The organism is Novispirillum itersonii subsp. itersonii ATCC 12639 (assembly GCF_000381985.1).
Classification (GTDB): domain Bacteria; phylum Pseudomonadota; class Alphaproteobacteria; order Rhodospirillales; family Rhodospirillaceae; genus Novispirillum; species Novispirillum itersonii.
On sequence record NZ_KB907337.1, the window covers coordinates 625,526 to 646,874 of the forward strand.

A 21,349-nucleotide genomic window follows, 5' to 3' on the forward strand; every position below is an offset into this window, starting at 1 on the left:
GGCCGGGCGCAACAGCCGAAGGGGGGCCGTCAGCCTCAGGCCCCCGGCTTGCGCAGCGGAATCACCTGCCCGTTTCTATCCCCGGAAGAAGAAGAGGATGGCGGCAGAACGGTTTCGGCAGAAGCAACGGCATCGTTGATCGCCTTCCACGTCACCGGCAGGGCATTCAGCACGGCCTCCAGCAGGTCAAGCAGGCGCTCCACCTCGCTGCCGACATTGGCAATCACCGCATCGCGGATCTGCTCGCACAGCAGCGTCACCCGCTTCATGCCAATGCCCACCGCAGCCCCGACAATGCTGTGCAGCTCTGCCCGCACATGGTCGCCGCCGCCCTGGGCCCCGCCCTGCGTCCACGACAGGCGCATGGCCCGCACCCGCATCAGACTGTCTTTGGTGAAGGTCTGAAGCAGCCGGTCAACCGCCGTTTCGCCCAGAGTTTCCACCAGACCGCCCAGCTGCGACAGGTTGATCAGATCGCCGACCGACCCCGGGGCCGGAAGATCCCCCCGCAGGGGGATATAGGGGCGCAGGGCGGCAGACAGCCGTACCCGGTCAACCGGCTTGGCGACATAGCCGTTCATTCCGGCTTCCAGACAGCGGCGCTCGTCCCCCGGCATGGCATTGGCGGTCAGGGCAACAATCGGCACCGTCATCCCATGCCCGCCAAGGGCACGGATGCGCCGGGTCGCTTCCAGACCATCCATGCCCGGCATCTGCACATCCATCAGCACCACATCAAACGGGCCGCGCCGCACCGCAGCCACCGCCTCGGTCCCGTTGCCGACGATTTCGAGATCGCAGCCGACCAGCTCCAGAAATCCGGCGATCACCTGCTGATTGACCGGGTTATCTTCCGCCACCAGCACCCGGGGGGCGGCAGGCTGTGCCGCCGCCGGGGCTGACAGCGCCGCCGCCGGGGCCCGGACACGCGGCAGCTCATCCAGCTCGATCGGCTCAAGCCCCATCACTTCAGACAGGGCCCGCAGCACATGGCGGGGGGTCAGCGGGCGGACCAGAACCACCCGCCCCTGCTGCTGGGCCACTCTTTTCAGGGCCTCGGCCTCGGCCCCGGCTTCCGGCAGGGTCAGCCACGGCAGCGACTGCAGCGCCGGGGGCAGCAGCAGCAGGCCATCGGTGATCAGCAGGTCATGCTGCCCGCCATAGCTGAGCTGTGCGGCAGCATCGGTATTCATCAGATCAACGCTGAACCCCATCACCCGCAGCTGATGATGCAGGGTCCGGCCCAGAAAATCGCGCGGGCTGACCAGCGCCACCGAGCGGCCGCGCAGTTGCGGCGGAACCATCTGGTGAATGGCCCCGGTCGGCGGCAGCGGTACCTCGAACCAGAAGACACTTCCGCTGCCCGGGGTGCTGCTGACGCCGATACGCCCGCCCATGCAGTCAACAATGCGCTTGCTGATCGCCAGCCCGAGACCGGTCCCGCCACGGGTGCGGGTGTCAGAGCCGTCAATCTGGGTAAACAGCTGGAACAGGCGGATCTGTTCCTCTTCCGGAATGCCGATCCCGGTGTCGATCACCTCGAAGCGGATGCGGTCGATATCACTCTCGCCGGGGCGGACCACCACCTCAATCCCGCCGTAATCGGTGAACTTGATGGCATTGCCAACCAGATTGACCAGCACCTGACGCAGGCGGCTGGCATCCCCCCGCACATCACGGCAGACCTCGGGGTACAGGGTTACCACCAGCTCCAGATCTTTTTCAGCGGCACGGGCGACCAGCATCTCCGGCACGCTTTCCACCAGATCGGTCAGGCTGAAATCACTTTCCTGCAGGATGACGCGGTTGGCCTCCAGCTTGGAGAAGTCGAGAATGTCGTTGATCAGGTCCAGCAGATGCTCCGCCGACTTGCGGATGGTCAGCGCCCGGTGACGCTGGCGGGCATCCAGCTGCCCTTCCAGCAGCAGGTCCGTCATACCGATCACCCCGTTCATCGGAGTGCGGATTTCGTGGGACATTGTCGCCAGAAACTCGCTCTTCGCCCGTGATCCGGCCTCGGCCCGGGCGGCGGCGTCGCGCAGCTTGTCTGACAGCAGGGTCAGGTTGGTGCGGGAATTTTCAATTTCCCGGATCTGACGGAACAGCAGCCAGGATACCCCCAGCATCGCCACCATCATCGCCGCGACCAGACCGCCCATGATCAGATAGATCCGCACATCCTGCGCGCGGCTGTCGGAAATGTGGTCGGCACGGGCCTGATTGGCCAGCGCGGTGATCTCCGAGGTGTCATTGCGCAGGCGCTTCAGCAGCCCGGCCAGATAGAGGGTGCGGTCCGCAAGCTTGCCGTCCTGATCAATGCTGTCAAATTCCGCAACGATGCGGTCAGCCCGCGACACCACGTCAATCAGCTGCGGATACAGCCCGGCTTCGGCCAGCAGCTTCACCATCTGGCCTTCGCGCAGGATCATCAGACGGCTGATCAGGATGTCAACATTCAGGCGCAGGGCTTCCATATGGGCTTCACTGGGGTCGGCGGCGGCCTCGCGCATCGCCAGTTCAACCTTCATCACCTCACGGTCGAACTGATAGGTGCTCCAGACCATATCCTCGCTGACCGAGCCCATGGCCTCTGTCTTCCGGTCCAGCAGCAGCACAAAGCAGGCAAGCGCGCTGACAAACAGCAGGCCCATGATGGACATCGCAAGCCCGACGCGCAGTCTCCAGTTCATACCATGCACTCCACCCAATGCCGGGCACCGCAGCGCCCGGCCCACCCCGCCCCCGGAACAGGGGCTCATCCCGCAGGAGAACCAACGTCATCACCCGGTCAGCAGCCGCGCAACCGCCTGCTGACTGGGACCCCATATATCAGTTTACGGTAATTTCTTTCACCTGCCAGACAGAACGGTTGTAGATTTTCTCATTCTGCAGGGCGGGGTCGAGATCAAACGGATAAATGATAAACAGCGGCCCCTTATCGCGGACGGTCATCTTTTTCCCGTCGCGCTTGGTGGCCAGAATGACCGGATAGCGGGTCATGTCTTCCATCGGCACTTCGGCGACGTAATCGTTGATCGCCTTGACCATCAGGGTGGTGCCGGTGGCCCCCACCGCATCAAGGATCGCAGACATCAGCGGGCCTTCGTAGGTGGTTTCCTTATCCGCCCACGGGGTTTTAACCGGCGCGACGCGGCCCTTCAGTTTTTCCAGCATCGCCAGATCGAACTCGGCCTTATCGCCGGTGTTGGTGAACTTGATGTTGCCCTTGAGCGTCAGAATCACCGCACCGGCCGGCTTGGGCAGAATACCGTCCTGCGCCAGTGCCGCCGTGGCCCCACCCAATGCCAGCCCGCAGATCAGGACAACGGCACCCAGTACTTTCGCCCAAAAGCGGCCCCCATCGGTCAAGCCACGGTTCATTCTGCAATTCCTTCTCACCAAAACGCGGTCGCACGCCCTGCCTGGCTGCAGTTTGCGACGCAATTTGCAAAGCCCGTCCGGGCTGCCGCTGAGCTGTTCCGCCCCCATCCGCAGCACGACAGGGGAAGAAACCCTTGCTGCGCAGGATCGGAGACATCGCATGGTCGCCATGCCGGGACAGTACCATGCAGACCACATGCCAGCGGGGCTGCTTCTTTAGCACCATGTCCCGGCCTGCGGACAACCGCAGGGGAGCGGGCCGGATAGAGCAGAGATGAATCCCTAAACCTTTTATCTGTTTAGGTCCGCGCCGAACTGGGGTAAGACAACATCCAGAAGGCCGCGCGCCGCCTGCCACCGTTCAGGCCACCGCACCGCCGCACCCCATATCCCTATTCTGCAGACTGGTCACGACGCCGCCATGGACGCCGCCAAGCCGATTTATTCGTATCGCAAACACTGGGCCCACCGCTTCGGCACCGCCCCGTTCCTGCCCATGTCCCGGGCGGAGATGGATCAGCTCGGCTGGGACAGCTGCGATATCATCATCGTCACCGGGGACGCCTATGTCGATCACCCCAGCTTCGGTATGGCGGTGATCGGCCGCACGCTGGAAGCACAGGGCTTCCGTGTCGGCATCATCGCCCAGCCCGACTGGTCGGGGCCGGATCCGTTCAAGGCGCTTGGCAAGCCCAACCTGTTTTTCGGTGTCACCGGCGGCAACATGGATTCCATGGTCAACCGCTATACCTCTGACCGCCGGATGCGCCATAACGACAGCTATACCCCCAATGACGAAGGCGGCAAACGCCCCGACCGGGCCGTGATCGTCTATTCCCAGCGCTGCCGCGAAGCCTACCGCGATGTGCCGATTGTGCTGGGCGGCATTGAAGCGTCGCTGCGCCGTATCGCCCACTTCGATTACTGGTCGGAAAAGGTCCGCCGCTCCATCGTGATGGACAGCAAGGCTGACCTGCTGTGCTACGGCAATGCCGAGCGGGCCATCATTGATATCGCCCACCGCCTCGCCAAAGGCGAAAAGGTGCAGGATATCACCGATATCCGTGGCACCGCCTTTGTCCGCGCCAGGGTGCCGGAAGACTGGGTGGTGCTGGATGCATCGGCCATCGACACCACCACCCCGCCGCAGGAACCCGACGCCGCGCCGGACGACGACCACGACGACACCGGGCTGGGTGCCTCTGCCATGGCGACACCGTCTGACAGCGGGGAAACCGCCCTGCGCCGGGCCGTGCGCAGCGGGGCCCTGCCGAAAGACCGCACCGTCGTCCGCCTGCCCGATTACGAGGCGGTGGTCGGCGACGAAATCCTTTACGCCCACGCCTCACGCATCCTGCATCTGGAAAGCAACCCCGGCAACGCCCGCCCGCTGGTGCAGCGCCACGGGGACCGCGAAGTGTGGCTGACCCCGCCGCCGATCCCGCTGTCGACCCCGGAAATGGACTGTGTGTTCGGCCTGCCCTATGCCCGCGCCCCGCACCCGGCCTATGGCGATGCCCGCATTCCGGCGTGGGAGATGATCCGGTTTTCGGTCAACATCATGCGCGGCTGCTTCGGCGGCTGTACCTTCTGCTCGATCACCGAACATGAAGGGCGGATCATTCAGAACCGCTCGGAAGAATCGATCCTGAAAGAGATTGAGGACATCCGCGACAAAACACCCGGCTTCACCGGGGTGATTTCCGACCTTGGCGGCCCGACCGCCAACATGTACCGGCTGGCCTGTAAAGACCCGAAAATTCAGGATGTCTGCCGCCGTCCGTCCTGTGTGTATCCCGACATCTGTAAAAACCTTGATACCAACCACCATTCTCTGGTGCAGCTCTACCGCAAGGCGCGTGACCTGAAGGGTGTGAAGAAGATTCTGATCGCGTCCGGCCTGCGGTATGACCTGGCGGTGCGCAGCCCGGAATATGTGAAGGAACTGGTCAGCCACCACGTCGGCGGCTACCTGAAAATCGCCCCGGAACATACCGAACAGGGGCCGCTGTCGAAGATGATGAAGCCCGGCATCGGCACCTACGATGCCTTCAAGAAAATGTTCGACAAGTATTCTAAGGAAGCGGGGAAAGAGCAGTACCTGATCCCCTACTTCATCGCCGCCCACCCCGGCACCACCGATGAAGACATGATGAATCTGGCGATCTGGCTGAAGCGCAACGGCTTCCGCGCCGATCAGGTGCAGGCGTTCCTGCCGTCGCCGATGTCACTGGCCACCGCCATGTACCGCAGCGGCCGCAATCCGCTGCGCCCGGTCCACCGCGAGGCCCGTGGCGAGGAGGATACCGTATACGCCGTCAAGGGGCTGAAGCAGCGCCGCCTGCACAAGGCCTTCCTGCGCTATCACGATGCCGAGAACTGGCCGATCCTGCGGGAAGCCCTGAAACGGATGGGCCGCGCCGACCTGATCGGCAACGGCAAGCACCATCTGGTGCCGACATTCCAGCCCGCCGGAACCGGCCTGAGCGGCGGCGAAGGGGCACGCACCGGCCGCAAGCATAAAGGGCAGGTGTTCCTGACCCAGCATGCAGGCAAAGGGCGACGTTCCAACCCCCGCCCGCTGCCCAAAACACCGCGTGTCTGATCGCGGCCCGGCCCCGTCCCTTCCAGACGGGGCCGTTTTTTTTGGGGCCGGACCCATCGTAAAAACCTTTATGCGTTTTGTTTTTAGACATTTCCCCCATAGGTGGACCCGGTACACCCGTTCGGGGGAATGGCCGGACAACGGTCATTCGGGCACAGTCAGACCAGCAAAAACAAGCCCCCCGGCACAGGCTGGGCCTGAGTGGAACAGGGGGCCGACGCACTGACAGGGAGGCCCTGACCATGGCCAATGCTCTTGCCGTAGATCTCCGCACCACCTGTATTGATGACATCGAGCCCGATGTCCGCAGCAATGCCGGTATTGCGAAACTGGCCCGCAGCATCCATCAGTGCCTCAGCTATCTGTCTCACGAAGTGGAACAGATGGGCGACACCCAGCTGTCAGACGCCGTCGAACACGCTATTCTGATGGCCGAAGACGTCATCCGGCGCTATCCCGATTACCGCAACTGACACCGGGATCGGCCAAGGCGCTCCCGGCTACGGGAGCTGTCTGTTTTGCCCGGCTCAATCCTGTAAAGTTCGGTCCTGTACAATTTCGTCCTGTTGGGGGGGGGAAGCAGCTTGATACCCCGGGGGAGACCCCGGTTTCTCCGACAGATGACGGCAAAGGGCGCGGATCTCTCGTTCCGCGCCCTTTTTTTATTCACACACCGCCCTGCACCGCAGGTTTCTGCGCGCGTCTGCCTGCCGGGGATTAGTTTTTCTGAATCTTCCGCCAGCGCGCCACATTGCGGTTATGCTCATCCAGCGTCTCGGCGAAGGCATGGCCGCCGCTGCCGTCAGCGACAAAATACAGATCCTTGCTGATTTCAGGGTTCAGCACCGCTTCCAGCGCCAGCCGCCCCGGCAGGGCAATCGGCCCGGCAGGCAGGCCCGGACGCGTATAGGTGTTCCACGCGTGATCGGTTTCCAGATCCTTCCGGGTCAGCAGACGGCCAAGCGAGCCGGTATCCCGGGCCAGACCGTAAATCACCGTCGGGTCAGACTGCAACGGCATGCCCAGCCGCAGCCGGTTGATGAACACCCCGGCCACCCGCCGCCGTTCCGCCGCCACCCCGGTCTCTTTCTCCACCACCGACGCCAGCGTCAGGGCTTCGCGCGGGCTTTTCAGCGGCAGGCCCGGCACCCGCTTTCCCCATAAATCGGTCAGCAGAGAGGCCTGCGCGGTCATCATCCGCCGGACCACCGTCGTGCGGTTATCCCCCCGCAGCACCTGATAGGTTTCCGGCATCAGGTCGCCTTCGTTGGGGGTGACGGTAATCTCGCCTTCCAGCACATCCAGCCCGCGCACCCGCTCCAGCGCCTCATGCACCGTCAGGCCTTCCGGGATGGTCAGGGAATACAGCACCTGATTGCGGCCACTGGCCAGCATCGCAACAATATCGGCCAGCGAGTAATCAGGCGGGACCGAATACTCCCCCGCCCGCAGCGAAGACGCCTGCCCGTCAAGACGGGCAAACAGGGGCACCAGCGTCTGTTCCGCCTTATCCCGCAGCACCCCTGACCGGGCCAGCACATCAACAATCGCCGAAATCCCCGCCCCTTTGGGGATCTGCACCACAATCGCTTCCAGCCGCTGACCGGGGGAGGTGTAGCGTGACTGCGCCCACTGCCACAGGCCTGCCGCCGACCCGGCACAGACCAGCAGAAACACAAGAAACACCGCCAACAAACGCCTGAGCATTCCGCGCTCCTTCACGCATCCCGTCAGCCCGCAACCCCGCAGGCCACGCGATGCACCAGAACAAAGCCAGACAGAGCAGGCGAAAGCACCTGTCTGCCGCTCTTTAAAACAGCCTGAAAATATGGCGGTTCAACGGCATCCGCAACGGCGATCCCGGCCCCGTTACAAAAAGGACACAGACCCCGGAGCCCTGAAAAGATCAGGCCCGCCGAAGACACTCCGGCGGGCCTGATCGGGTCACATGCCCGGAAAACCGGGGACCGGGAACGCGGATTACACCGCGCCCAGCACCAGCGATGCGTTGGTGCCGCCAAACCCGAAGGAGTTGGACAGCGCAATCTTCACCGAACGCTCCTTGGCCTTCAGCGGCACCAGATCGATGTCGCAGCCTTCAGACGGATCATTCAGGTTCAGGGTCGGCGGGCAGATGCCGGTATTCAGCGCCTTGATCGAGAAAATCGCCTCGACCGCACCGGCAGCACCCAGCAGGTGGCCGATGGCGGACTTGGTCGATGACATCGACAGCTTATAGGCATGATCGCCGAACAGGCGCTTGACCGCGCCCAGCTCGATCTCATCGCCCAGCGGGGTGGAGGTGCCGTGTGCGTTGACATAATCAACCGCCGACACATCCAGTTTGGCATCCCGCAGCGCGTTGCGCATGGCCCGGAAGCCGCCATTGCCATCTTCCGCCGGGGCGGTGATGTGATAGGCGTCGCCGGACATGCCATAGCCCAGCACTTCGGCATAAATCTTGGCACCACGCTTTTTGGCGTGTTCGTATTCTTCCAGCACCAGCACCCCGGCGCCTTCGCCCATCACGAAGCCGTCACGGCCCTTATCCCACGGGCGGGAGCCGGTGGTCGGGGCATCGTTGTAGCTGGTGGACAGGGCCCGGGCGGCGGCAAAACCGGCAATGCCCAGACGGCACAGGGCCGCTTCAGCGCCACCGGCCACCATCACGTCGGCATCGCCGTACTTGATGATCCGGCTGGCATCACCGATGGCATGCGCCCCGGTGGAACAGGCGGTAACCACAGCGTGGTTCGGGCCCTGGAAGCCGTAGCGGATCGACACATGGCCCGAGACCAGATTGATCAGCGACGACGGAATGAAGAACGGGCTGATCTTGCGCGGGCCGCTGGCTTCCATGATCTTGGAGGCTTCAGCGATATTCGGCAGGCCACCGATGCCCGAGCCGATGATCACGCCGGTGCGTTCACGGTCTTCCTCAGCCTCGGGCTTCCAGCCGGAATCCTCGATCGCCTCAATGGCGGCAGCCAGACCGTAAACAATGAATTCATCCATGCGGCGGCGGTCTTTGGCAGCCGCGACAGCATCGGGGTCGAAACGGTAGGGATGGTCGGCTTCGGTCGGGATCTGCCCGCCGATACGCGCCGGCAGGTCATCAACCTGAAACCGGTCAATGGCCCGAATCCCGGAGACTCCGCGCGCAAGCTGTTCCCAGGTGCCCTCAACCCCGTTGCCGAGGGGGGTGACCATACCGAGCCCGGTGACGACTACTCGCCTCATGACCTAGCGTTCCCGTTACAGTTATCTTTGTTGTGTGTGGCGGCATGACAGCGACACCGGGGCGGCACCGTCAGGATCGGAAGACAGACGCCGCCCCGCCGGACCGCGCCGGGAATACACCCGGACACAAGGCTGGCGGAGGCGGCGCTGTCAGGACCGAAATTAGCCGTTGGCCTTTTCGATGAATTCGATCGCGTCCTTGACGGTCAGGATCTTCTCGGCGGCATCGTCCGGAATTTCCACGCTGAATTCTTCTTCGAAAGCCATCACCAGCTCAACGGTGTCCAGGCTGTCAGCGCCCAGATCGTCAATGAAGCTGGCAGTATCGGTCACCTTGTCGGCTTCGACACCCAGGTGCTCCACCACAATCTTCTTCACGCGCTCAGCGACGTTGCTCATTCGTTTGTCCTCAGATGCAGTTGGCCCGCCATCCCCTACAACGGGCAGCAGACAGGGCCGATTTGAACTCAATAACTCCGCCGGTCAAGAGAAAACCTGTTTCCCCAACCCGGGAGCGCAAATAGCGCCTGTTGGTAACACACTTGCCGCGCCAACGCCATAGCCCAGCAACACAACCGTCAACAGACTGAAACAAAAAGATATTTCAGCCTGTTTCCGGCTTTTGAACGGCTTTTTGGGCCGATCAGATCATCGCCATGCCGCCGTTGACGTGCAGGGTCTGGCCGGTCACATACCCGGCTTCAGCCGAAGCCAGATACAGCACCGCGGCGGCAATGTCTTCCGAAGAACCCATCCGGCCCATCGGAATACCGGCATTCAGCTTTTCTTTCTGGGCGTCCGGCAGGGCGTCGGTCATGGCGGTGGCAATAAAGCCCGGCGCCACGCAGTTGACGGTGATGCCACGGCTGGCCACTTCCGCCGCCAGACTCTTCGACATCCCGATCAGACCGGCCTTGGAGGCGGCATAGTTGGTCTGCCCCGGATTGCCGGTGACCCCCACGATCGAGGTGACGGAGATGATACGGCCGAACCGGCGCTTCATCATGCCCTTCAGGCAGGCCCGGGCCAGCTGGAAGGACGAGGTCAGGTTGACGCGGATCACCGCATCCCAGTCTTCATCCTTCAGGCGCATGGCCAGAGTGTCACGGGTCAGACCGGCGTTGTTGACCAGAATATCGACCTGCCCCATGGCCGCTTCCGCCGCCGGGATCAGGGCCGCCACCGACTCAGCGTCAGACAGGTTGGCCGGGGTCACGAAGGCACGGTCGCCCAGTTCCGCCGCCAGCGCCTCCAGCGCCTCGCGCCGGGTGCCCGACAGCGCCACTTTGGCACCCCGGGCATACAGGGCACGGGCCACCGCACCGCCGATGCCGCCTGACGCACCGGTGACCAGCGCGCACTTACCATTCAGATCGAACATGGTCTGTTTCCTTAAAATCTTAAAATCAGGCGTTCAGGCTGGCGAGGAAAGCGTCGATATCCGCCGGGGTATTCAGGGCAGTACCGGCCACTTCCTTATCAATGCGCTTGGCCAGACCGCTCAGCACCTTACCGGCACCGCATTCCACCAGCGTGGTGATGCCCTGCGCCTTCATATACAGCACGCTTTCACGCCAGCGCACGGCCCCGGTCACCTGCTCCACCAGCAGACGGCGGATGTCTTCCGGCGCGGTGACGGCAGAGGCGGTGACGTTGGCAACCAGCGGAATCACCGGCGCGGCGATGGTCACCCCGGCCAGCGCTTCGGCCATCGCATCAGCGGCAGGCTGCATCAGGGCGCAATGGAAGGGGGCGGACACCGGCAGCAGGACGGAACGCTTGGCCCCCTTTTCGGCGGCCAGCGCAATGGCGCGCTCCACCGCCGCCTTGGCCCCGGAGACAACGACCTGCCCCGGCGCGTTGTCGTTGGCAGCCTGACAGACCTCGCCCTGCGCCGCAGCGGCGGCGATTTCCTGCGCCTGTTCCAGATCCAGCCCCAGCAGGGCGGCCATGGCCCCTTCGCCCACCGGCACCGCCTTCTGCATGGCGCGGCCCCGCACCTTCAGCAGGCGGGCGGTATCGGCGACAGACAGCGCCCCGGCGGCGCACAGGGCGGAATATTCGCCCAGTGAATGCCCGGCGACGAACTGACCGGCGGTCTTCAGGTCAAAGCCCTGCGACTCCAGCACCCGGATCACCGCCATCGACACCGCCATCAGCGCGGGCTGGGCATTTTCGGTCAGGGTCAGATCGTCGGACGGGCCTTCAAACATCAGGCCGGACAGGTTCTGGCCGAGGGCATCGTCAACTTCCTGATAGACGGCACGGGCGACGGCATAGGCCTCGCCCAGATCCTTACCCATCCCCACCGCCTGAGAACCCTGACCGGGAAATACGAATGCGCGCGCCATCGGCGACCTCTTAAGTTAATCTGCCGACAGCGCGGTGCCGTCAGCGGGACAGTAAAAAGTCTGGCGAAAGTGCGGAAGCAGCCCGCCCCTGTCAAGATTCCGTATGCGGCAGACGGCGGCGGCAGACGCTTTTTCCGTATCTTTTGTTGCATTCCCCGGCTGGATGCGTATAGTGCGCCCCTTCATCTCCCTTGCCGGATGGTCCGGCTATGCCTTGTTTACAGGTTTTAACGGACCTGTCGGGCTGAGAGAATCCATAAGGGCTACATCTAATGTCTTTGTATGAGAGCGTGTTCATCGCTCGCCAGGACATCACCAACCAGCAGGTTGAGTCCCTGGCCGATGAGCTGGCCGCCATCATCACCGAACGTGGCGGCGCAGTGACCAAGAAGGAATTCTGGGGTCTCCGTAACCTGACCTACCGGGTCAACAAGAACCGTAAGGGCCATTACGTCCTGTTCAACATCGACGCTCCGGCTGACGCCGTCCTCGAAATGGAACGTATCATGCGTTTCAACGAAGACGTCCTGCGTTACATGACCGTGCGCGTTGATGCCCTGGAAGAAGGCCAGTCGGCCATTCTCCTCCAGAAGGGCGAACGTGACACCCGCTCCCCGCGTGGTGATCGCGGCGACCGTGGTGACCGCGGCCCCCGTGGCCCGCGTGAAGACCGTGGTCCGCGCGAAGACCGCGGCCCGCGTGGTGGCCGTGACCGTAACGACCGTACCGAGGGAGGCAACTAATGGCCGCGCCCCGTCGTCCGTTCTTCCGCCGTCGCAAGACCTGCCCGTTCTCGGGTGCCAATGCGCCGAAGATCGACTATAAGGACATCAAGCTGCTTCAGCGTTATATCTCTGAGCGTGGCAAGATCGTCCCGAGCCGTATCACTGCCGTGTCCGCCAAGAAGCAGCGTGAGCTGGCCCGCGCGATTAAGCGCGCCCGCTTCCTCGCCCTGCTGCCTTACGTCGTGAAGTAAGGAGCGCGCAATTATGGAAGTGATCCTCCTCGAACGCGTTGAAAAGCTTGGCCAGATGGGCGAAGTGGTGCGGGTGAAGTCGGGTTATGCCCGCAACTACCTGCTGCCGCAGAAGAAAGCCCTGCGCGCCAACAAAGACAACATGGCTGTCTTCGAACGTCAGCGCGCCGAACTGGAAGCGCTGAACCTGAAGCGCCGCCAGGAAGCCGAAGGCGTTGCCGGTCAGATGTCCGGCGTGCGTGTGGTTCTGGTCCGTCAGGCCTCCGAAGGTGGCCAGCTGTACGGTTCCGTGACCGCCCGTGACATTCAGGAAGCCCTGAAGGACGCTGGCTACAAGATCGAACGCCGTCAGGTCGAGCTGAACAGCCCGATCAAGTCGCTCGGTTCTTACACCGTCCGTCTGTCTCTGCACCCGGAAGTGGCCATCGAAGCCGGCGTCATCGTCGCCCGCTCCATGGCTGAAGCCGAAGAGCAGCATGCTGCCGAAGAATACTTCGAAGAGCCGGCTGAAGACGACGTTGAAGGCGAATACGAAGCCACTGAAGAATAAAATCTTCAGCGACTTCGGTCCTTACGGCAGGCCGCCCCACCCGGGGCGGCCTGTTCGTTTTTGCCCGCGCCGCTCACAGACGGCAGAAGGCCCCAAAGAACGCCGGGCAGCCCCCCGCCCTTTCAGGGCTTTCTGAAAAATCATAATTTTATGCGGCTTATTTATTTTAAATAAGAATATCCTGCGATTATCAGCCCTGATCCCCCTTCATTTCCGCCGCCTCTTTCAGCCGGATGTTGGTATGGTTGCAAAAGGCCGGGGGGTGCCCTATCACTGACCCCTCCCCCCTCCCGCCCGGCAGACTGCCGGACCCGATGCGGGATCAGGGACGCAGGCAGCCCCGACACAGGGGCAGCCGGTTTCAGGATGGCCTTTTCAGGATGGTTGGTTCATGACCGGATACGAGATGTCTCTTCCCCTGCCCGACGGTGGCCACGGCGACGCGATGCCGGTGCGGGAACTGCCCCATAATCTGGAGGCGGAACAGGCCCTTCTCGGGGCGATCTTCCAGTCGAACCGCGCCTATGAACGCGTCAGCGAATTTCTGCAGGCCGATCATTTCGCCAACGCCCTGCACGCCCGTATCTACGCGGCCTGCGGACGCCTGATTGAGCAGGGCCATCTGGCGACCCCGGTGACCCTGAAAAGCTATCTGGAAAACGACCCGTTGCTGAAGGAAGCCGGTGGTCCGGCCTATCTGGCCCACCTTGCCAACTCGGTCATCACCGTGGTCAATGCCGAAGATTACGGGCGGCTGATTCATGATTTCGCCCTGCGGCGGGAGCTGATCGACCTTGGTCAGCAGATGGTCAACGAAGCCTACGAGGTCTCGTTCGACCGCTCCGCCACCAACCAGATCGAAATCGCCGAACAGAAACTGTACGATCTGGCGACCACCGGCCATCAGGAAGGCGGCTTTCAGGATTTCCGGATGGCGCTGACCACCGCCATCCACATGGCAGAGGCCGCGCACCGCCGCGCCGGTCAGCTGGCCGGGGTGCCGACCGATCTGGTCGATCTGGATAAAAAGCTCGGCGGTCTTCACCCGTCAGATCTGATCATCCTCGCCGGGCGTCCGTCGATGGGGAAAACCGCGCTGGCGACCAACATCGCCTTCAATGCCGCCAAACTGTACAAGGAAAAGATGGACGCCACCGGCCAGCGGGAAGTGCTGGACGGTGCCAAGGTCGCCTTCTTCTCCCTCGAAATGTCGGCAGAGCAGCTTGCCACCCGTCTGCTGGCGCAGGAGGCGGAGATCAGCTCTCACAAAATCCGGACCGGCGAACTGGCGAACGAAGACTTCTCGCGCATGGTGCAGGTCAGCCACGAACTGCACAGCATGCCGCTGTTTATTGACGATACCCCGGCGCTGTCGGTGTCGGCGGTGCGCACCCGGTGCCGCCGTCTGGCCCGTCAGCATGGCCTTGGGCTGATCGTCATCGATTACCTTCAGCTGCTGTCCGCCAACCCCGGCGACCGGTCCGACGGGCGCGTCAACGAAGTGTCGGCGATCACCCGTGGCCTGAAGGCACTGGCAAAAGAACTGAACGTGCCGGTGATTGCCCTGTCCCAGCTGTCCCGCGCCGTCGAACAGCGCGACGACAAAAAGCCGCAGCTGTCTGACCTGCGTGAGTCCGGCTCCATCGAGCAGGACGCCGACGTGGTGATGTTCGTGTACCGCGAAGAATACTACCTGTCGCGCAGCGAGCCCGGCCGCAAGCCGGAAGAAGACGAAAGCCGGTTCATGGAACGCCACCGGGCGTGGATGGAACGGTGCGAAAAAGCCCACAATGTCGCCGAAGTGATCGTCGCCAAGCAGCGTCATGGCCCGATCGGCAGCGTCCGCCTGTTCTTCGACGGCAACTTCACCAAATTCGGCAACCTGATTGCCTCAGACTACGGCAGTTATGACGATGAATAATCTCTCTTCTTCCTGCATCGATGACCCCGCCGCCGGGGGCCTGCTGATCGTGGATACCGCCGCTGTGGTCGCCAACTGGCGCCTGCTGCGCGATAAAGCCCCGACAGCCGGTGCCTGCGGCGCGGTGATGAAGGCCGACGCCTATGGCCTCGGCGCGGCAGAGCTTGCCCCCGCGCTGGCGGCGGCGGGCTGCCGTGATTTCTTCGTCGCGGTGCCGGAAGAAGGGATTGCCCTGCGCCGGGCGCTGCCGGACCAGACCATTTATGTGCTGTCCGGCCCGCTTGGATCGCTGGAGCCGTTTATCACCCACACTCTGACCCCGGTGCTGAACGCCCCGGAACAGGTGGCGGACTGGCTGGCCCACAGCGGCGGGCGGGACTATGTGTTGCAGGTGGACAGCGGTATGAACCGTCTGGGCCTGACCGCCGCCGAACTGGCCCCGACCCTGCGCCCCCGGCTGCTGATGTCGCACCTGTGCTGCGCCGATGAACCTGACCACCCGATGAATCAGGCCCAGCTTGCCGCCTTCCGGGTGGCACGGGACCGGCTGCCGGGTGTGCCGTCGTCGCTGGCGGCGTCCTCCGGCATCTTCCTTGGGGCTGACTATCATTTTGATATGATCCGCCCCGGCATCGGCCTTTACGGCGGCAACCCGGTGCCCGGTCAGGCCAATCCGGTCAGGGCGGCAGCGACCTTACGGATCCGTATTGTTCAGGTCCGTCGAATTGACACTCCGGGGGCTGTTGGCTATGGTGCCACCCATGCTGTCACCCCCGGCATGCGTCTGGCGACCGTTTCCGCCGGTTATGCTGATGGCCTGCTGCGGTCACTCGGGGGGCGCGGCACGGGGATGCTGGGGGGCATCACGGTTCCTATCGTCGGCCGCGTGTCGATGGACCTGATTTCCTTCGATGTTTCAGCGGTGCCGGAAGAGCTTGCGCGGCCCGGTCAGTGGATCTCCGTTCTGGGGGATGGTGTTGACCTTGATGCGCAGGCCGGAAATGCCGGGACCATTTCGTATGAGTTGCTGACCGGGCTATCCCGCCGGTATGCCCGCCGCTACACCGGGAGCTGAGATCCCGGTCTTCGTTTTAGGAGCCCGTGCATGAACTCCACCAGCCCGGTGACGGCCTTTCTGGATTTTCTTGCCCTTATCGGGCGGGTCCTGCTGGCATTTTTCAACCGGGTCGGTCGGCTGTCCACCTTCACGGCTCTGGCGCTGTTTCACTGCGTCACCCCGCCGTTCTATCCGCGCACCCTGCTGCGTCAGATGGTCGAAATCGGCTATTACTCGCTGCCGGTGGTCGGCCTGACCACCCTGTTCTCCGGCATGGTTCTCGCCCTGCAGAGCCATACCGGCTTTGCCCGCTTTGCCGCGGAAGGGGCGGTCGCCACCGTGGTGGTGATCTCGATGACGCGGGAACTGGGGCCAGTGCTGGCCGGGTTGATGGTTGCCGGGCGCGTCGGTGCGTCGATGGCCGCCGAAATCGGCACCATGCGGGTGACCGAACAGGTCGATGCCCTGTCAACCCTGTCCACCAACCCGTTTAAGTACCTGATCGCACCGCGCCTGCTGGCCGGGGCACTGATGCTGCCGCTGCTGGTGCTGGTCGGGGATATCATCGGGGTGTTCGGCGGCTATCTGATCGGCACCTACAAGCTGGGCTTCAACCCCAGCAACTACATCCAGCGCACCTGGGAATTCATGGAGGCGATGGACGTTATTTCCGGTCTGGTCAAAGCGTCCACCTTCGGCTTCATCATTGCCCTGATGGGCTGCTACAATGGCTATACCTCGCGCGGTGGCGCGCAGGGCGTCGGTCAGGCCACCCGCAACGCGGTGGTCTCGGCCTCCATCCTGATCCTGGTATTCAACTACCTCATCACGGAACTGTTTTTCGCGCGATGATCAGCACCACCCCCGCCTATCAGCCCCCGCCCTCCGTGCCGAAGCTCAGCCTGACCAACGTCCATAAGGCGTTTGGGTCAAAGGTGGTCCTCGACGGTATTTCCCTTGATGTCCGGCCCGGCGAAAGCGTGGTGGTGATCGGCGGCTCCGGCACCGGTAAATCGGTGCTGCTGAAGTCCGTCCTCGGCCTGATCACCCCTGACAGCGGATCGATCCTGATTGATGGCGAGGAAACCGTCGGTCTGCGGGGTCGCAAGCGCGATAAAGTCCTGCGGAAATTCGGCATGCTGTTTCAGGGGGCAGCCCTGTTTGACTCCCTGCCGGTGTGGGAGAATGTCGCCTTCGGCCTGATTCAGGGCGAAGGTATGGCCCGTGGCCCGGCCCGGGACAAAGCGGTCGAAAAGCTGGCGCAGGTGGGCCTTGGCCCGGAAGTGGCCGATCTGTTCCCCGCCGAACTGTCGGGCGGGATGCAGAAGCGCGTCGGTCTGGCCCGTGCCATCGCCGATGAGCCGGACATCATCTTTTTTGACGAGCCGACCACCGGGCTGGACCCGATCATGGCTGACGTCATCAATGACCTGATCGTCAAGTGCGTGAAGGAACTGGGGGCCACCGCCCTGTCAATCACCCACGATATGGCCTCGGCGCGCAAGATCGCTGACCGCGTCGCCATGCTGTACAAGGGCCGCCTGATCTGGACCGGCCCGGCAGCGCAGGTGTTTGATTCCGGCAACCCCTATGTTGACCAGTTTGTCCATGGCCGGGCCAGCGGCCCGATCACCATGGCGGTCCGCGCCTGATTTTTTTTCTTCTCCCCCGGAGCTTCCCCTTGATGCTGCGCCTGCCCGCCCGCCTGTCCCTTGCCGTCGCCCTGTCGCTGCTGCCGCTGTCGGCGGCGGTCGCGCAGACCGCTGCCACGGTGGAAAGTGTGACCTCCACCATCAACAGCACGGCCCAAAAGGTCAATTCTGCCACCCAGACGATCGATCAGGCCACCAAAGCGGCAGACAGCGTGAAAAAAGGTCTGGGGCAGGACAGCACGCCAACCACGGTCAACGATCTGAAACAGACGGCGAAGACCAAGGCGCTTGACGCCGCAACCAAAGACAGCACCCTGAAAGACGCCGCCGTCAATGCGGCCCTGAATAAAGGCGGCAAGGCTAAAGACGCGGTCAAAGCCATCCCGGAAAAAGCCCAGAAGTACGGCACCTCTCTGGAGCACCGGATGGATACCAGCAAAAAAGCGACTGGCAAAAAGAACTGAGCCGCTGCCGCACCGGCTCTTTTCCGCGTCCTGACCGCTGATCACACGCCCCGCCCTGCTGCGGGGCGTTTGTTTTTTCCCCGTGGGCTGCCCCCACGGTACAGACCTGCCCCCCACGGTACAGACCTGCCATAGTGTGCAGAGATTACGGCAAACATCGCCTTAGGCCTGACACAGTACCGGGGCTTAATACATCTCAGGGAACGACGGCAGCCTCCTCGCTGAAGTCTCCCGGAACAACCGCCCCGATCCGGGGCACCCGGGGCAGCGGATCCCGGCCACAGGCCACCCCGCGCCCCCTGACACTGCCGGAGTTTACGGTCATGTCCCTTAACCCGCATGCTGACCCGCACCGCCCTTGCCACCGCTGTTGTCTCTGTCATGGCCGGTGCGGCGATGGCACAGGTTCCCCCGGCGGCTGTCCCGGCGGCCCCGGCCGCAGCGGCAACCACGGCAGCAGGCGCAGCCGCTGACGCCGTCCAGAAGACCGTGCAGGATGCGGCCCAGACCGGCCAGACCAAGGCCGATCAGAAAGCCAGCGATACTGCGGCCAAAGCTCAGGGCCATCAGACGGACCTGAAGGGCACCGCGAAAGATGCCAAGGCGATGCCGGACACGGCGCAGAAGGCAGGTAAATCGGCGGAACACCGGGTGGATGACGCCAAGAAAAAGCACGGTCAGGAGATCACCAAGACCGCCCCGGCGCAGTAACCCCTTGCCCGCATCACAGCCCACACCCACACCAGAAACAGGCCGTGCCCGCAGACCAGCGGGCACGGTCTTTTCCGTTCAGGGATTGTGTCTCTGACACACCCGGCGCAAAACAAAAGGCAGAACCATCCGGCTCTGCCTTCACTGTTTCAGACCTGTCGGGAGGAGAGAGCCGTCCGCCTTAGCGGGCGTTGATACGGCTCAGCTTCTTGTCGGTCAGGCTTTTTTCCGACAGCTTGGTCTTGGCACCGGCCTTGGGGCCTTTGCGCGGGGCTTCTTCTTCCACCGCAGCCGCACCGGTCGAAGCGCGGTACAGCTTGGCATCCGGCTGAACCTTCGGGGCGTCACCGCCACCGGAGTAAATGAAGCCATAGGTTTCGTAGGTGGTGTTGCCGTAATCAGACACCGGGCCATACCACACGCGGGTCTTGCTCCAGTCGTTTTTCGGCGAGACGTCGATCACCCCGACCTTCTGCTCCACCTTGCCGTCACGGCTCCAGTTCGCATGGTCAATGATGATCTTGCGGCTGCTGACAACCTCACGCACCACGGCAACGTGGCCACGGCTCATCTGACGGGTTTTCTTGAAGACGAGGACCGAACCGGCCTTCGGCGACTGCCCCTTGGAATACACGCCGCTGGCGTTATCCCACCAGCGCCAGGCATCCCCGCGCAGATCAACGGTGGAGATCGAGCGGGCATACGGTACGCAGCTCCACCCTGCCGCTGCTTCCGCCGTGCCTGAAGACACAACCGAAAGGCCACAGGACAGGCCAGCAATCACAACCAAGGCCCGGAGGCCACGGGTCAGAAAACGGCTGGTCATCAGAGTCATGCGAAGTTTCCCCTATGCGCCAACTTCTAAGGTCGCAACAAGGTAATGCAAGGTGCAGGGGGATTTCAACCCGGAAATCCCCCAATTTTGACGAATTACAACCCGCCGGAGCATTTTTCGACCATGCCACTCAGGCCATCCATCGCCCCGGGCACCAGTTCCAGCGCCAGAAACCGGGCCAGATCAACCGGCCCGGGCAATGCCAGCGGCACCGCAAGGTCACGCCGGAAGCCGAAGCGGCTGTAATAGGGCTCATCCCCCACCAGAATCACGATGCGGTGCCCCAGCTCTCTGGCCCGTTCCAGCCCGGCCCACATCAGGCGGGTGCCGACCCCGGTCTTGCGCAGCCCGCCGACCACCGTCAGCGGCCCCAGCAGCAGCGCCGGTGTCCCGCCGATCTGCACCGGCCAGAACCGCAGGGTCCCCCGGAATTCGCCGGTCTCATCCTCGGCAACCAGCGCCAGCTCCGGCAGGTGCGAGACCCCGTCACGGAAGCGGTAGACGGTTTTTTTCTGCCGGTCAGGGCCAAAGGCCTCATCATTCAGGGCTTCAATGATCGCGGCGTGACGCGGCTCCTCCGGCAGGATCACCAGCCCCGGCGGCGGGGTGATGGCGGGGGTCTGGTCAGACGGCGGATTGGAAGAAATGGTAAAGGTCGTCATCGGTCTCTCATCGGTCCCGGAACAGGGCGGGACAGCAGGGCCGGGCCCGGCGGGGCACAGAAGGGCCGGGGGCAGCGGGCGGGCGGCGGCGGGCGGCGGGCAGGATGGCAGCGGCCAGCCTTACCGGGCGGAAAGAAACACCGCGTCTTCTTCAGCCAGAAGATCGCGGCAGCGCGCTTCGATGGCTGCCCACACCGGGCCTTCCATGTCTTCCTTTGGCGTGACGCCGTAGTGCTGCATCAGGGCGTCGGTCAACAGCAGGGCATACCGCTTCTGGGTCTGCTGCCAGTGACCGATGTCCCACGCCACACCACTGTCGGAAAACAGGCCGGTGGACAGAAACACCTGCGCGCCGGTTCGTCGTCGCGCCTCCGCCCGGCCTTCGCCGGGGCAGGCCCCGGGCCCGGCCTCCGTCTCTGGGGTTTCAGTCTGTCCGGCGGTCAGCGGAATTTCGACCGTCAGGGGCCGCAGCACATAGCCCGCCCCTTCATAATATTCAATCCGGTCCAGATCCCCGGCAGTCAGGCCCAGCAGCAGGCGCCCTTCCACCGGCGGATGGGCAATGGCCTCATCGGCGGCGACCGTGTGGGTATCGGGGACCAAAATCGGGAACACGTCTTCCCGCGCGCACTGCCGCCGGTATCCCGACAGCCACGCCGGGCACCGCACCACGGCCGCCGCCCGCCGCCGCCCCAGCACCCGCGCCAGAATGTCAGCATCCATCAGGCTGCCGAACACAAACAGCGGCAGCGTCACCGGTGCGGTGGCGTCATCGTTGGCGGCGTGGAGAGCTGCGGTCGAAAGGGGGTCCGGCGGAAGGAGCGTCGGCATCAGCCCGGTTTTTCCTGCTGCTGCGCACCGGCTGTCTGCCTGTGCGGATGTTCGTGTCTCGGCATCATGGCCCCGTCCGCATCGCGGGACAGGGAAGCAGGCGGGCACACCCC

Annotated in this window: 22 protein-coding genes; 11 read left to right on the forward strand and 11 right to left on the reverse strand. The window is 63.5% G+C overall.

Going from position 1 to position 21,349, the window contains the following annotated elements; all coding sequences use genetic code 11:
• Positions 1–35 precede the first annotated feature (35 nt).
• Complete coding sequence (locus tag G365_RS22620; protein WP_245554681.1) at positions 36–2,690, reverse strand: hybrid sensor histidine kinase/response regulator; 2,655 nt, start codon at positions 2,688–2,690, stop codon at positions 36–38.
• 139 nt (positions 2,691–2,829) lie between these two features.
• A complete protein-coding gene (locus G365_RS0102895; RefSeq protein WP_019644002.1) occupies positions 2,830–3,381 on the reverse strand; it encodes a hypothetical protein in 552 nt (183 codons plus the stop codon).
• A gap of 421 nt (positions 3,382–3,802) precedes the next feature.
• Here G365_RS0102895 and G365_RS20030 point away from each other — a divergent pair, with 421 nt between their 5' ends.
• Both G365_RS20030 and G365_RS0102905 read left to right on the forward strand, forming a co-directional pair.
• Positions 3,803–5,986, forward strand: a complete 2,184-nt coding sequence (locus tag G365_RS20030; RefSeq protein WP_019644003.1) for a YgiQ family radical SAM protein — start codon at positions 3,803–3,805, stop codon at positions 5,984–5,986.
• A 242-nt stretch (positions 5,987–6,228) separates the two neighbouring features.
• Positions 6,229–6,459, forward strand: a complete 231-nt coding sequence (locus G365_RS0102905; RefSeq protein WP_019644004.1) for a hypothetical protein — start codon at positions 6,229–6,231, stop codon at positions 6,457–6,459.
• Between the two features lie 244 nt (positions 6,460–6,703).
• Here the strand turns inward: G365_RS0102905 and mltG are convergent, their stop codons facing one another.
• From mltG to fabD, 5 genes are all read right to left on the reverse strand, one after another.
• Complete coding sequence (gene mltG / locus G365_RS0102910; RefSeq protein WP_026345044.1) at positions 6,704–7,693, reverse strand: endolytic transglycosylase MltG; 990 nt, start codon at positions 7,691–7,693, stop codon at positions 6,704–6,706.
• A gap of 273 nt (positions 7,694–7,966) precedes the next feature.
• Positions 7,967–9,226 (reverse strand): beta-ketoacyl-ACP synthase II, encoded by a 1,260-nt coding sequence (gene fabF, locus G365_RS0102920; RefSeq protein WP_026345045.1) that lies wholly within the window; start codon positions 9,224–9,226, stop codon positions 7,967–7,969.
• A gap of 162 nt (positions 9,227–9,388) precedes the next feature.
• Entirely contained in the window at positions 9,389–9,625 is a 237-nt protein-coding gene (locus G365_RS0102925; protein ID WP_019644008.1) for an acyl carrier protein, read from the reverse strand.
• A gap of 244 nt (positions 9,626–9,869) precedes the next feature.
• A complete protein-coding gene (gene fabG / locus G365_RS0102930) occupies positions 9,870–10,607 on the reverse strand; it encodes a 3-oxoacyl-[acyl-carrier-protein] reductase (RefSeq protein WP_019644009.1) in 738 nt (245 codons plus the stop codon).
• Between the two features lie 25 nt (positions 10,608–10,632).
• A complete protein-coding gene (gene fabD / locus G365_RS0102935) occupies positions 10,633–11,577 on the reverse strand; it encodes an ACP S-malonyltransferase (protein WP_026345046.1) in 945 nt (314 codons plus the stop codon).
• Between the two features lie 272 nt (positions 11,578–11,849).
• Between fabD and rpsF the strand changes: the two genes are divergently transcribed.
• The 8 genes from rpsF to G365_RS0102975 all read left to right on the forward strand — a co-directional run bounded on the left by rpsF (position 11,850) and on the right by G365_RS0102975 (position 18,197).
• The gene (rpsF, locus tag G365_RS0102940; protein ID WP_019644011.1) at positions 11,850–12,320 is read left to right on the forward strand and encodes a 30S ribosomal protein S6; all 471 of its coding nucleotides are present in this window, start codon (positions 11,850–11,852) and stop codon (positions 12,318–12,320) included.
• Positions 12,320–12,553 (forward strand): 30S ribosomal protein S18, encoded by a 234-nt coding sequence (rpsR, locus tag G365_RS0102945; RefSeq protein WP_019644012.1) that lies wholly within the window; start codon positions 12,320–12,322, stop codon positions 12,551–12,553. The genes rpsF and rpsR overlap by 1 nt, the downstream gene beginning before the upstream one ends.
• 13 nt (positions 12,554–12,566) lie before the next feature.
• Positions 12,567–13,103, forward strand: a complete 537-nt coding sequence (gene rplI / locus G365_RS0102950) for a 50S ribosomal protein L9 (protein ID WP_019644013.1) — start codon at positions 12,567–12,569, stop codon at positions 13,101–13,103.
• Positions 13,104–13,494: 391 nt separating this feature from the next.
• Positions 13,495–15,024 carry a replicative DNA helicase gene (locus tag G365_RS0102955; RefSeq protein ID WP_019644014.1) on the forward strand — a complete coding sequence of 510 codons (1,530 nt, stop codon included), beginning with the start codon at positions 13,495–13,497 and terminating at the stop codon, positions 15,022–15,024.
• Positions 15,017–16,099: an alanine racemase gene (alr, locus tag G365_RS0102960; RefSeq protein ID WP_019644015.1), complete on the forward strand. Its 1,083-nt coding sequence runs from the start codon at positions 15,017–15,019 to the stop codon at positions 16,097–16,099. Before G365_RS0102955 ends, alr begins: the two co-directional genes overlap by 8 nt.
• A 30-nt stretch (positions 16,100–16,129) precedes the next feature.
• Positions 16,130–16,933, forward strand: a complete 804-nt coding sequence (locus G365_RS0102965; protein ID WP_019644016.1) for an MlaE family ABC transporter permease — start codon at positions 16,130–16,132, stop codon at positions 16,931–16,933.
• Positions 16,930–17,733 carry an ABC transporter ATP-binding protein gene (locus G365_RS0102970; RefSeq protein ID WP_019644017.1) on the forward strand — a complete coding sequence of 268 codons (804 nt, stop codon included), beginning with the start codon at positions 16,930–16,932 and terminating at the stop codon, positions 17,731–17,733. Before G365_RS0102965 ends, G365_RS0102970 begins: the two co-directional genes overlap by 4 nt.
• A gap of 32 nt (positions 17,734–17,765) precedes the next feature.
• A complete protein-coding gene (locus G365_RS0102975) occupies positions 17,766–18,197 on the forward strand; it encodes a hypothetical protein (RefSeq protein WP_019644018.1) in 432 nt (143 codons plus the stop codon).
• A 196-nt stretch (positions 18,198–18,393) separates the two neighbouring features.
• Here G365_RS0102975 and G365_RS24440 read toward each other — a convergent pair whose 3' ends face one another.
• The gene (locus tag G365_RS24440) at positions 18,394–18,522 is read right to left on the reverse strand and encodes a hypothetical protein (RefSeq protein WP_281163835.1); all 129 of its coding nucleotides are present in this window, start codon (positions 18,520–18,522) and stop codon (positions 18,394–18,396) included.
• Between the two features lie 14 nt (positions 18,523–18,536).
• On the opposite strand from G365_RS24440, the gene G365_RS20035 reads away from it, so the two are divergent.
• Complete coding sequence (locus G365_RS20035; RefSeq protein WP_019644019.1) at positions 18,537–18,908, forward strand: hypothetical protein; 372 nt, start codon at positions 18,537–18,539, stop codon at positions 18,906–18,908.
• A gap of 181 nt (positions 18,909–19,089) precedes the next feature.
• Here G365_RS20035 and G365_RS20040 read toward each other — a convergent pair whose 3' ends face one another.
• The 3 genes from G365_RS20040 to G365_RS22625 all read right to left on the reverse strand — a co-directional run bounded on the left by G365_RS20040 (position 19,090) and on the right by G365_RS22625 (position 21,236).
• Positions 19,090–19,743: a CHAP domain-containing protein gene (locus tag G365_RS20040; RefSeq protein WP_019644020.1), complete on the reverse strand. Its 654-nt coding sequence runs from the start codon at positions 19,741–19,743 to the stop codon at positions 19,090–19,092.
• Positions 19,744–19,838: 95 nt separating this feature from the next.
• Positions 19,839–20,405, reverse strand: coding sequence for a GNAT family N-acetyltransferase (locus tag G365_RS0102990; protein WP_019644021.1), 567 nt, complete (start codon positions 20,403–20,405; stop codon positions 19,839–19,841).
• A 120-nt stretch (positions 20,406–20,525) separates the two neighbouring features.
• A complete protein-coding gene (locus tag G365_RS22625) occupies positions 20,526–21,236 on the reverse strand; it encodes a gamma-glutamylcyclotransferase family protein (RefSeq protein ID WP_019644022.1) in 711 nt (236 codons plus the stop codon).
• Positions 21,237–21,349 lie beyond the last annotated feature (113 nt).

Coding starts and splice junctions, on each gene's coding strand:
- fabD (WP_026345046.1), bottom strand. CDS start 11,577: ATGGCGCGCGCATTCGTATTTCCCGGTCAGGGTTCTCAGGCGGTGGGG.
- G365_RS20040 (WP_019644020.1), bottom strand. CDS start 19,743: ATGACTCTGATGACCAGCCGTTTTCTGACCCGTGGCCTCCGGGCCTTG.
- G365_RS22625 (WP_019644022.1), bottom strand. CDS start 21,236: ATGCCGACGCTCCTTCCGCCGGACCCCCTTTCGACCGCAGCTCTCCAC.
- G365_RS0102955 (WP_019644014.1), top strand. CDS start 13,495: ATGACCGGATACGAGATGTCTCTTCCCCTGCCCGACGGTGGCCACGGC.
- G365_RS0102895 (WP_019644002.1), bottom strand. CDS start 3,381: ATGAACCGTGGCTTGACCGATGGGGGCCGCTTTTGGGCGAAAGTACTG.
- G365_RS20035 (WP_019644019.1), top strand. CDS start 18,537: ATGCTGACCCGCACCGCCCTTGCCACCGCTGTTGTCTCTGTCATGGCC.
- G365_RS0102975 (WP_019644018.1), top strand. CDS start 17,766: ATGCTGCGCCTGCCCGCCCGCCTGTCCCTTGCCGTCGCCCTGTCGCTG.
- fabG (WP_019644009.1), bottom strand. CDS start 10,607: ATGTTCGATCTGAATGGTAAGTGCGCGCTGGTCACCGGTGCGTCAGGC.
- G365_RS0102965 (WP_019644016.1), top strand. CDS start 16,130: ATGAACTCCACCAGCCCGGTGACGGCCTTTCTGGATTTTCTTGCCCTT.
- alr (WP_019644015.1), top strand. CDS start 15,017: ATGAATAATCTCTCTTCTTCCTGCATCGATGACCCCGCCGCCGGGGGC.
- rpsR (WP_019644012.1), top strand. CDS start 12,320: ATGGCCGCGCCCCGTCGTCCGTTCTTCCGCCGTCGCAAGACCTGCCCG.
- fabF (WP_026345045.1), bottom strand. CDS start 9,226: ATGAGGCGAGTAGTCGTCACCGGGCTCGGTATGGTCACCCCCCTCGGC.
- G365_RS0102905 (WP_019644004.1), top strand. CDS start 6,229: ATGGCCAATGCTCTTGCCGTAGATCTCCGCACCACCTGTATTGATGAC.
- G365_RS0102970 (WP_019644017.1), top strand. CDS start 16,930: ATGATCAGCACCACCCCCGCCTATCAGCCCCCGCCCTCCGTGCCGAAG.
- G365_RS0102990 (WP_019644021.1), bottom strand. CDS start 20,405: ATGACGACCTTTACCATTTCTTCCAATCCGCCGTCTGACCAGACCCCC.
- G365_RS0102925 (WP_019644008.1), bottom strand. CDS start 9,625: ATGAGCAACGTCGCTGAGCGCGTGAAGAAGATTGTGGTGGAGCACCTG.
- rplI (WP_019644013.1), top strand. CDS start 12,567: ATGGAAGTGATCCTCCTCGAACGCGTTGAAAAGCTTGGCCAGATGGGC.
- mltG (WP_026345044.1), bottom strand. CDS start 7,693: ATGCTCAGGCGTTTGTTGGCGGTGTTTCTTGTGTTTCTGCTGGTCTGT.
- G365_RS22620 (WP_245554681.1), bottom strand. CDS start 2,690: ATGAACTGGAGACTGCGCGTCGGGCTTGCGATGTCCATCATGGGCCTG.
- G365_RS20030 (WP_019644003.1), top strand. CDS start 3,803: ATGGACGCCGCCAAGCCGATTTATTCGTATCGCAAACACTGGGCCCAC.
- rpsF (WP_019644011.1), top strand. CDS start 11,850: ATGTCTTTGTATGAGAGCGTGTTCATCGCTCGCCAGGACATCACCAAC.
- G365_RS24440 (WP_281163835.1), bottom strand. CDS start 18,522: ATGACCGTAAACTCCGGCAGTGTCAGGGGGCGCGGGGTGGCCTGTGGC.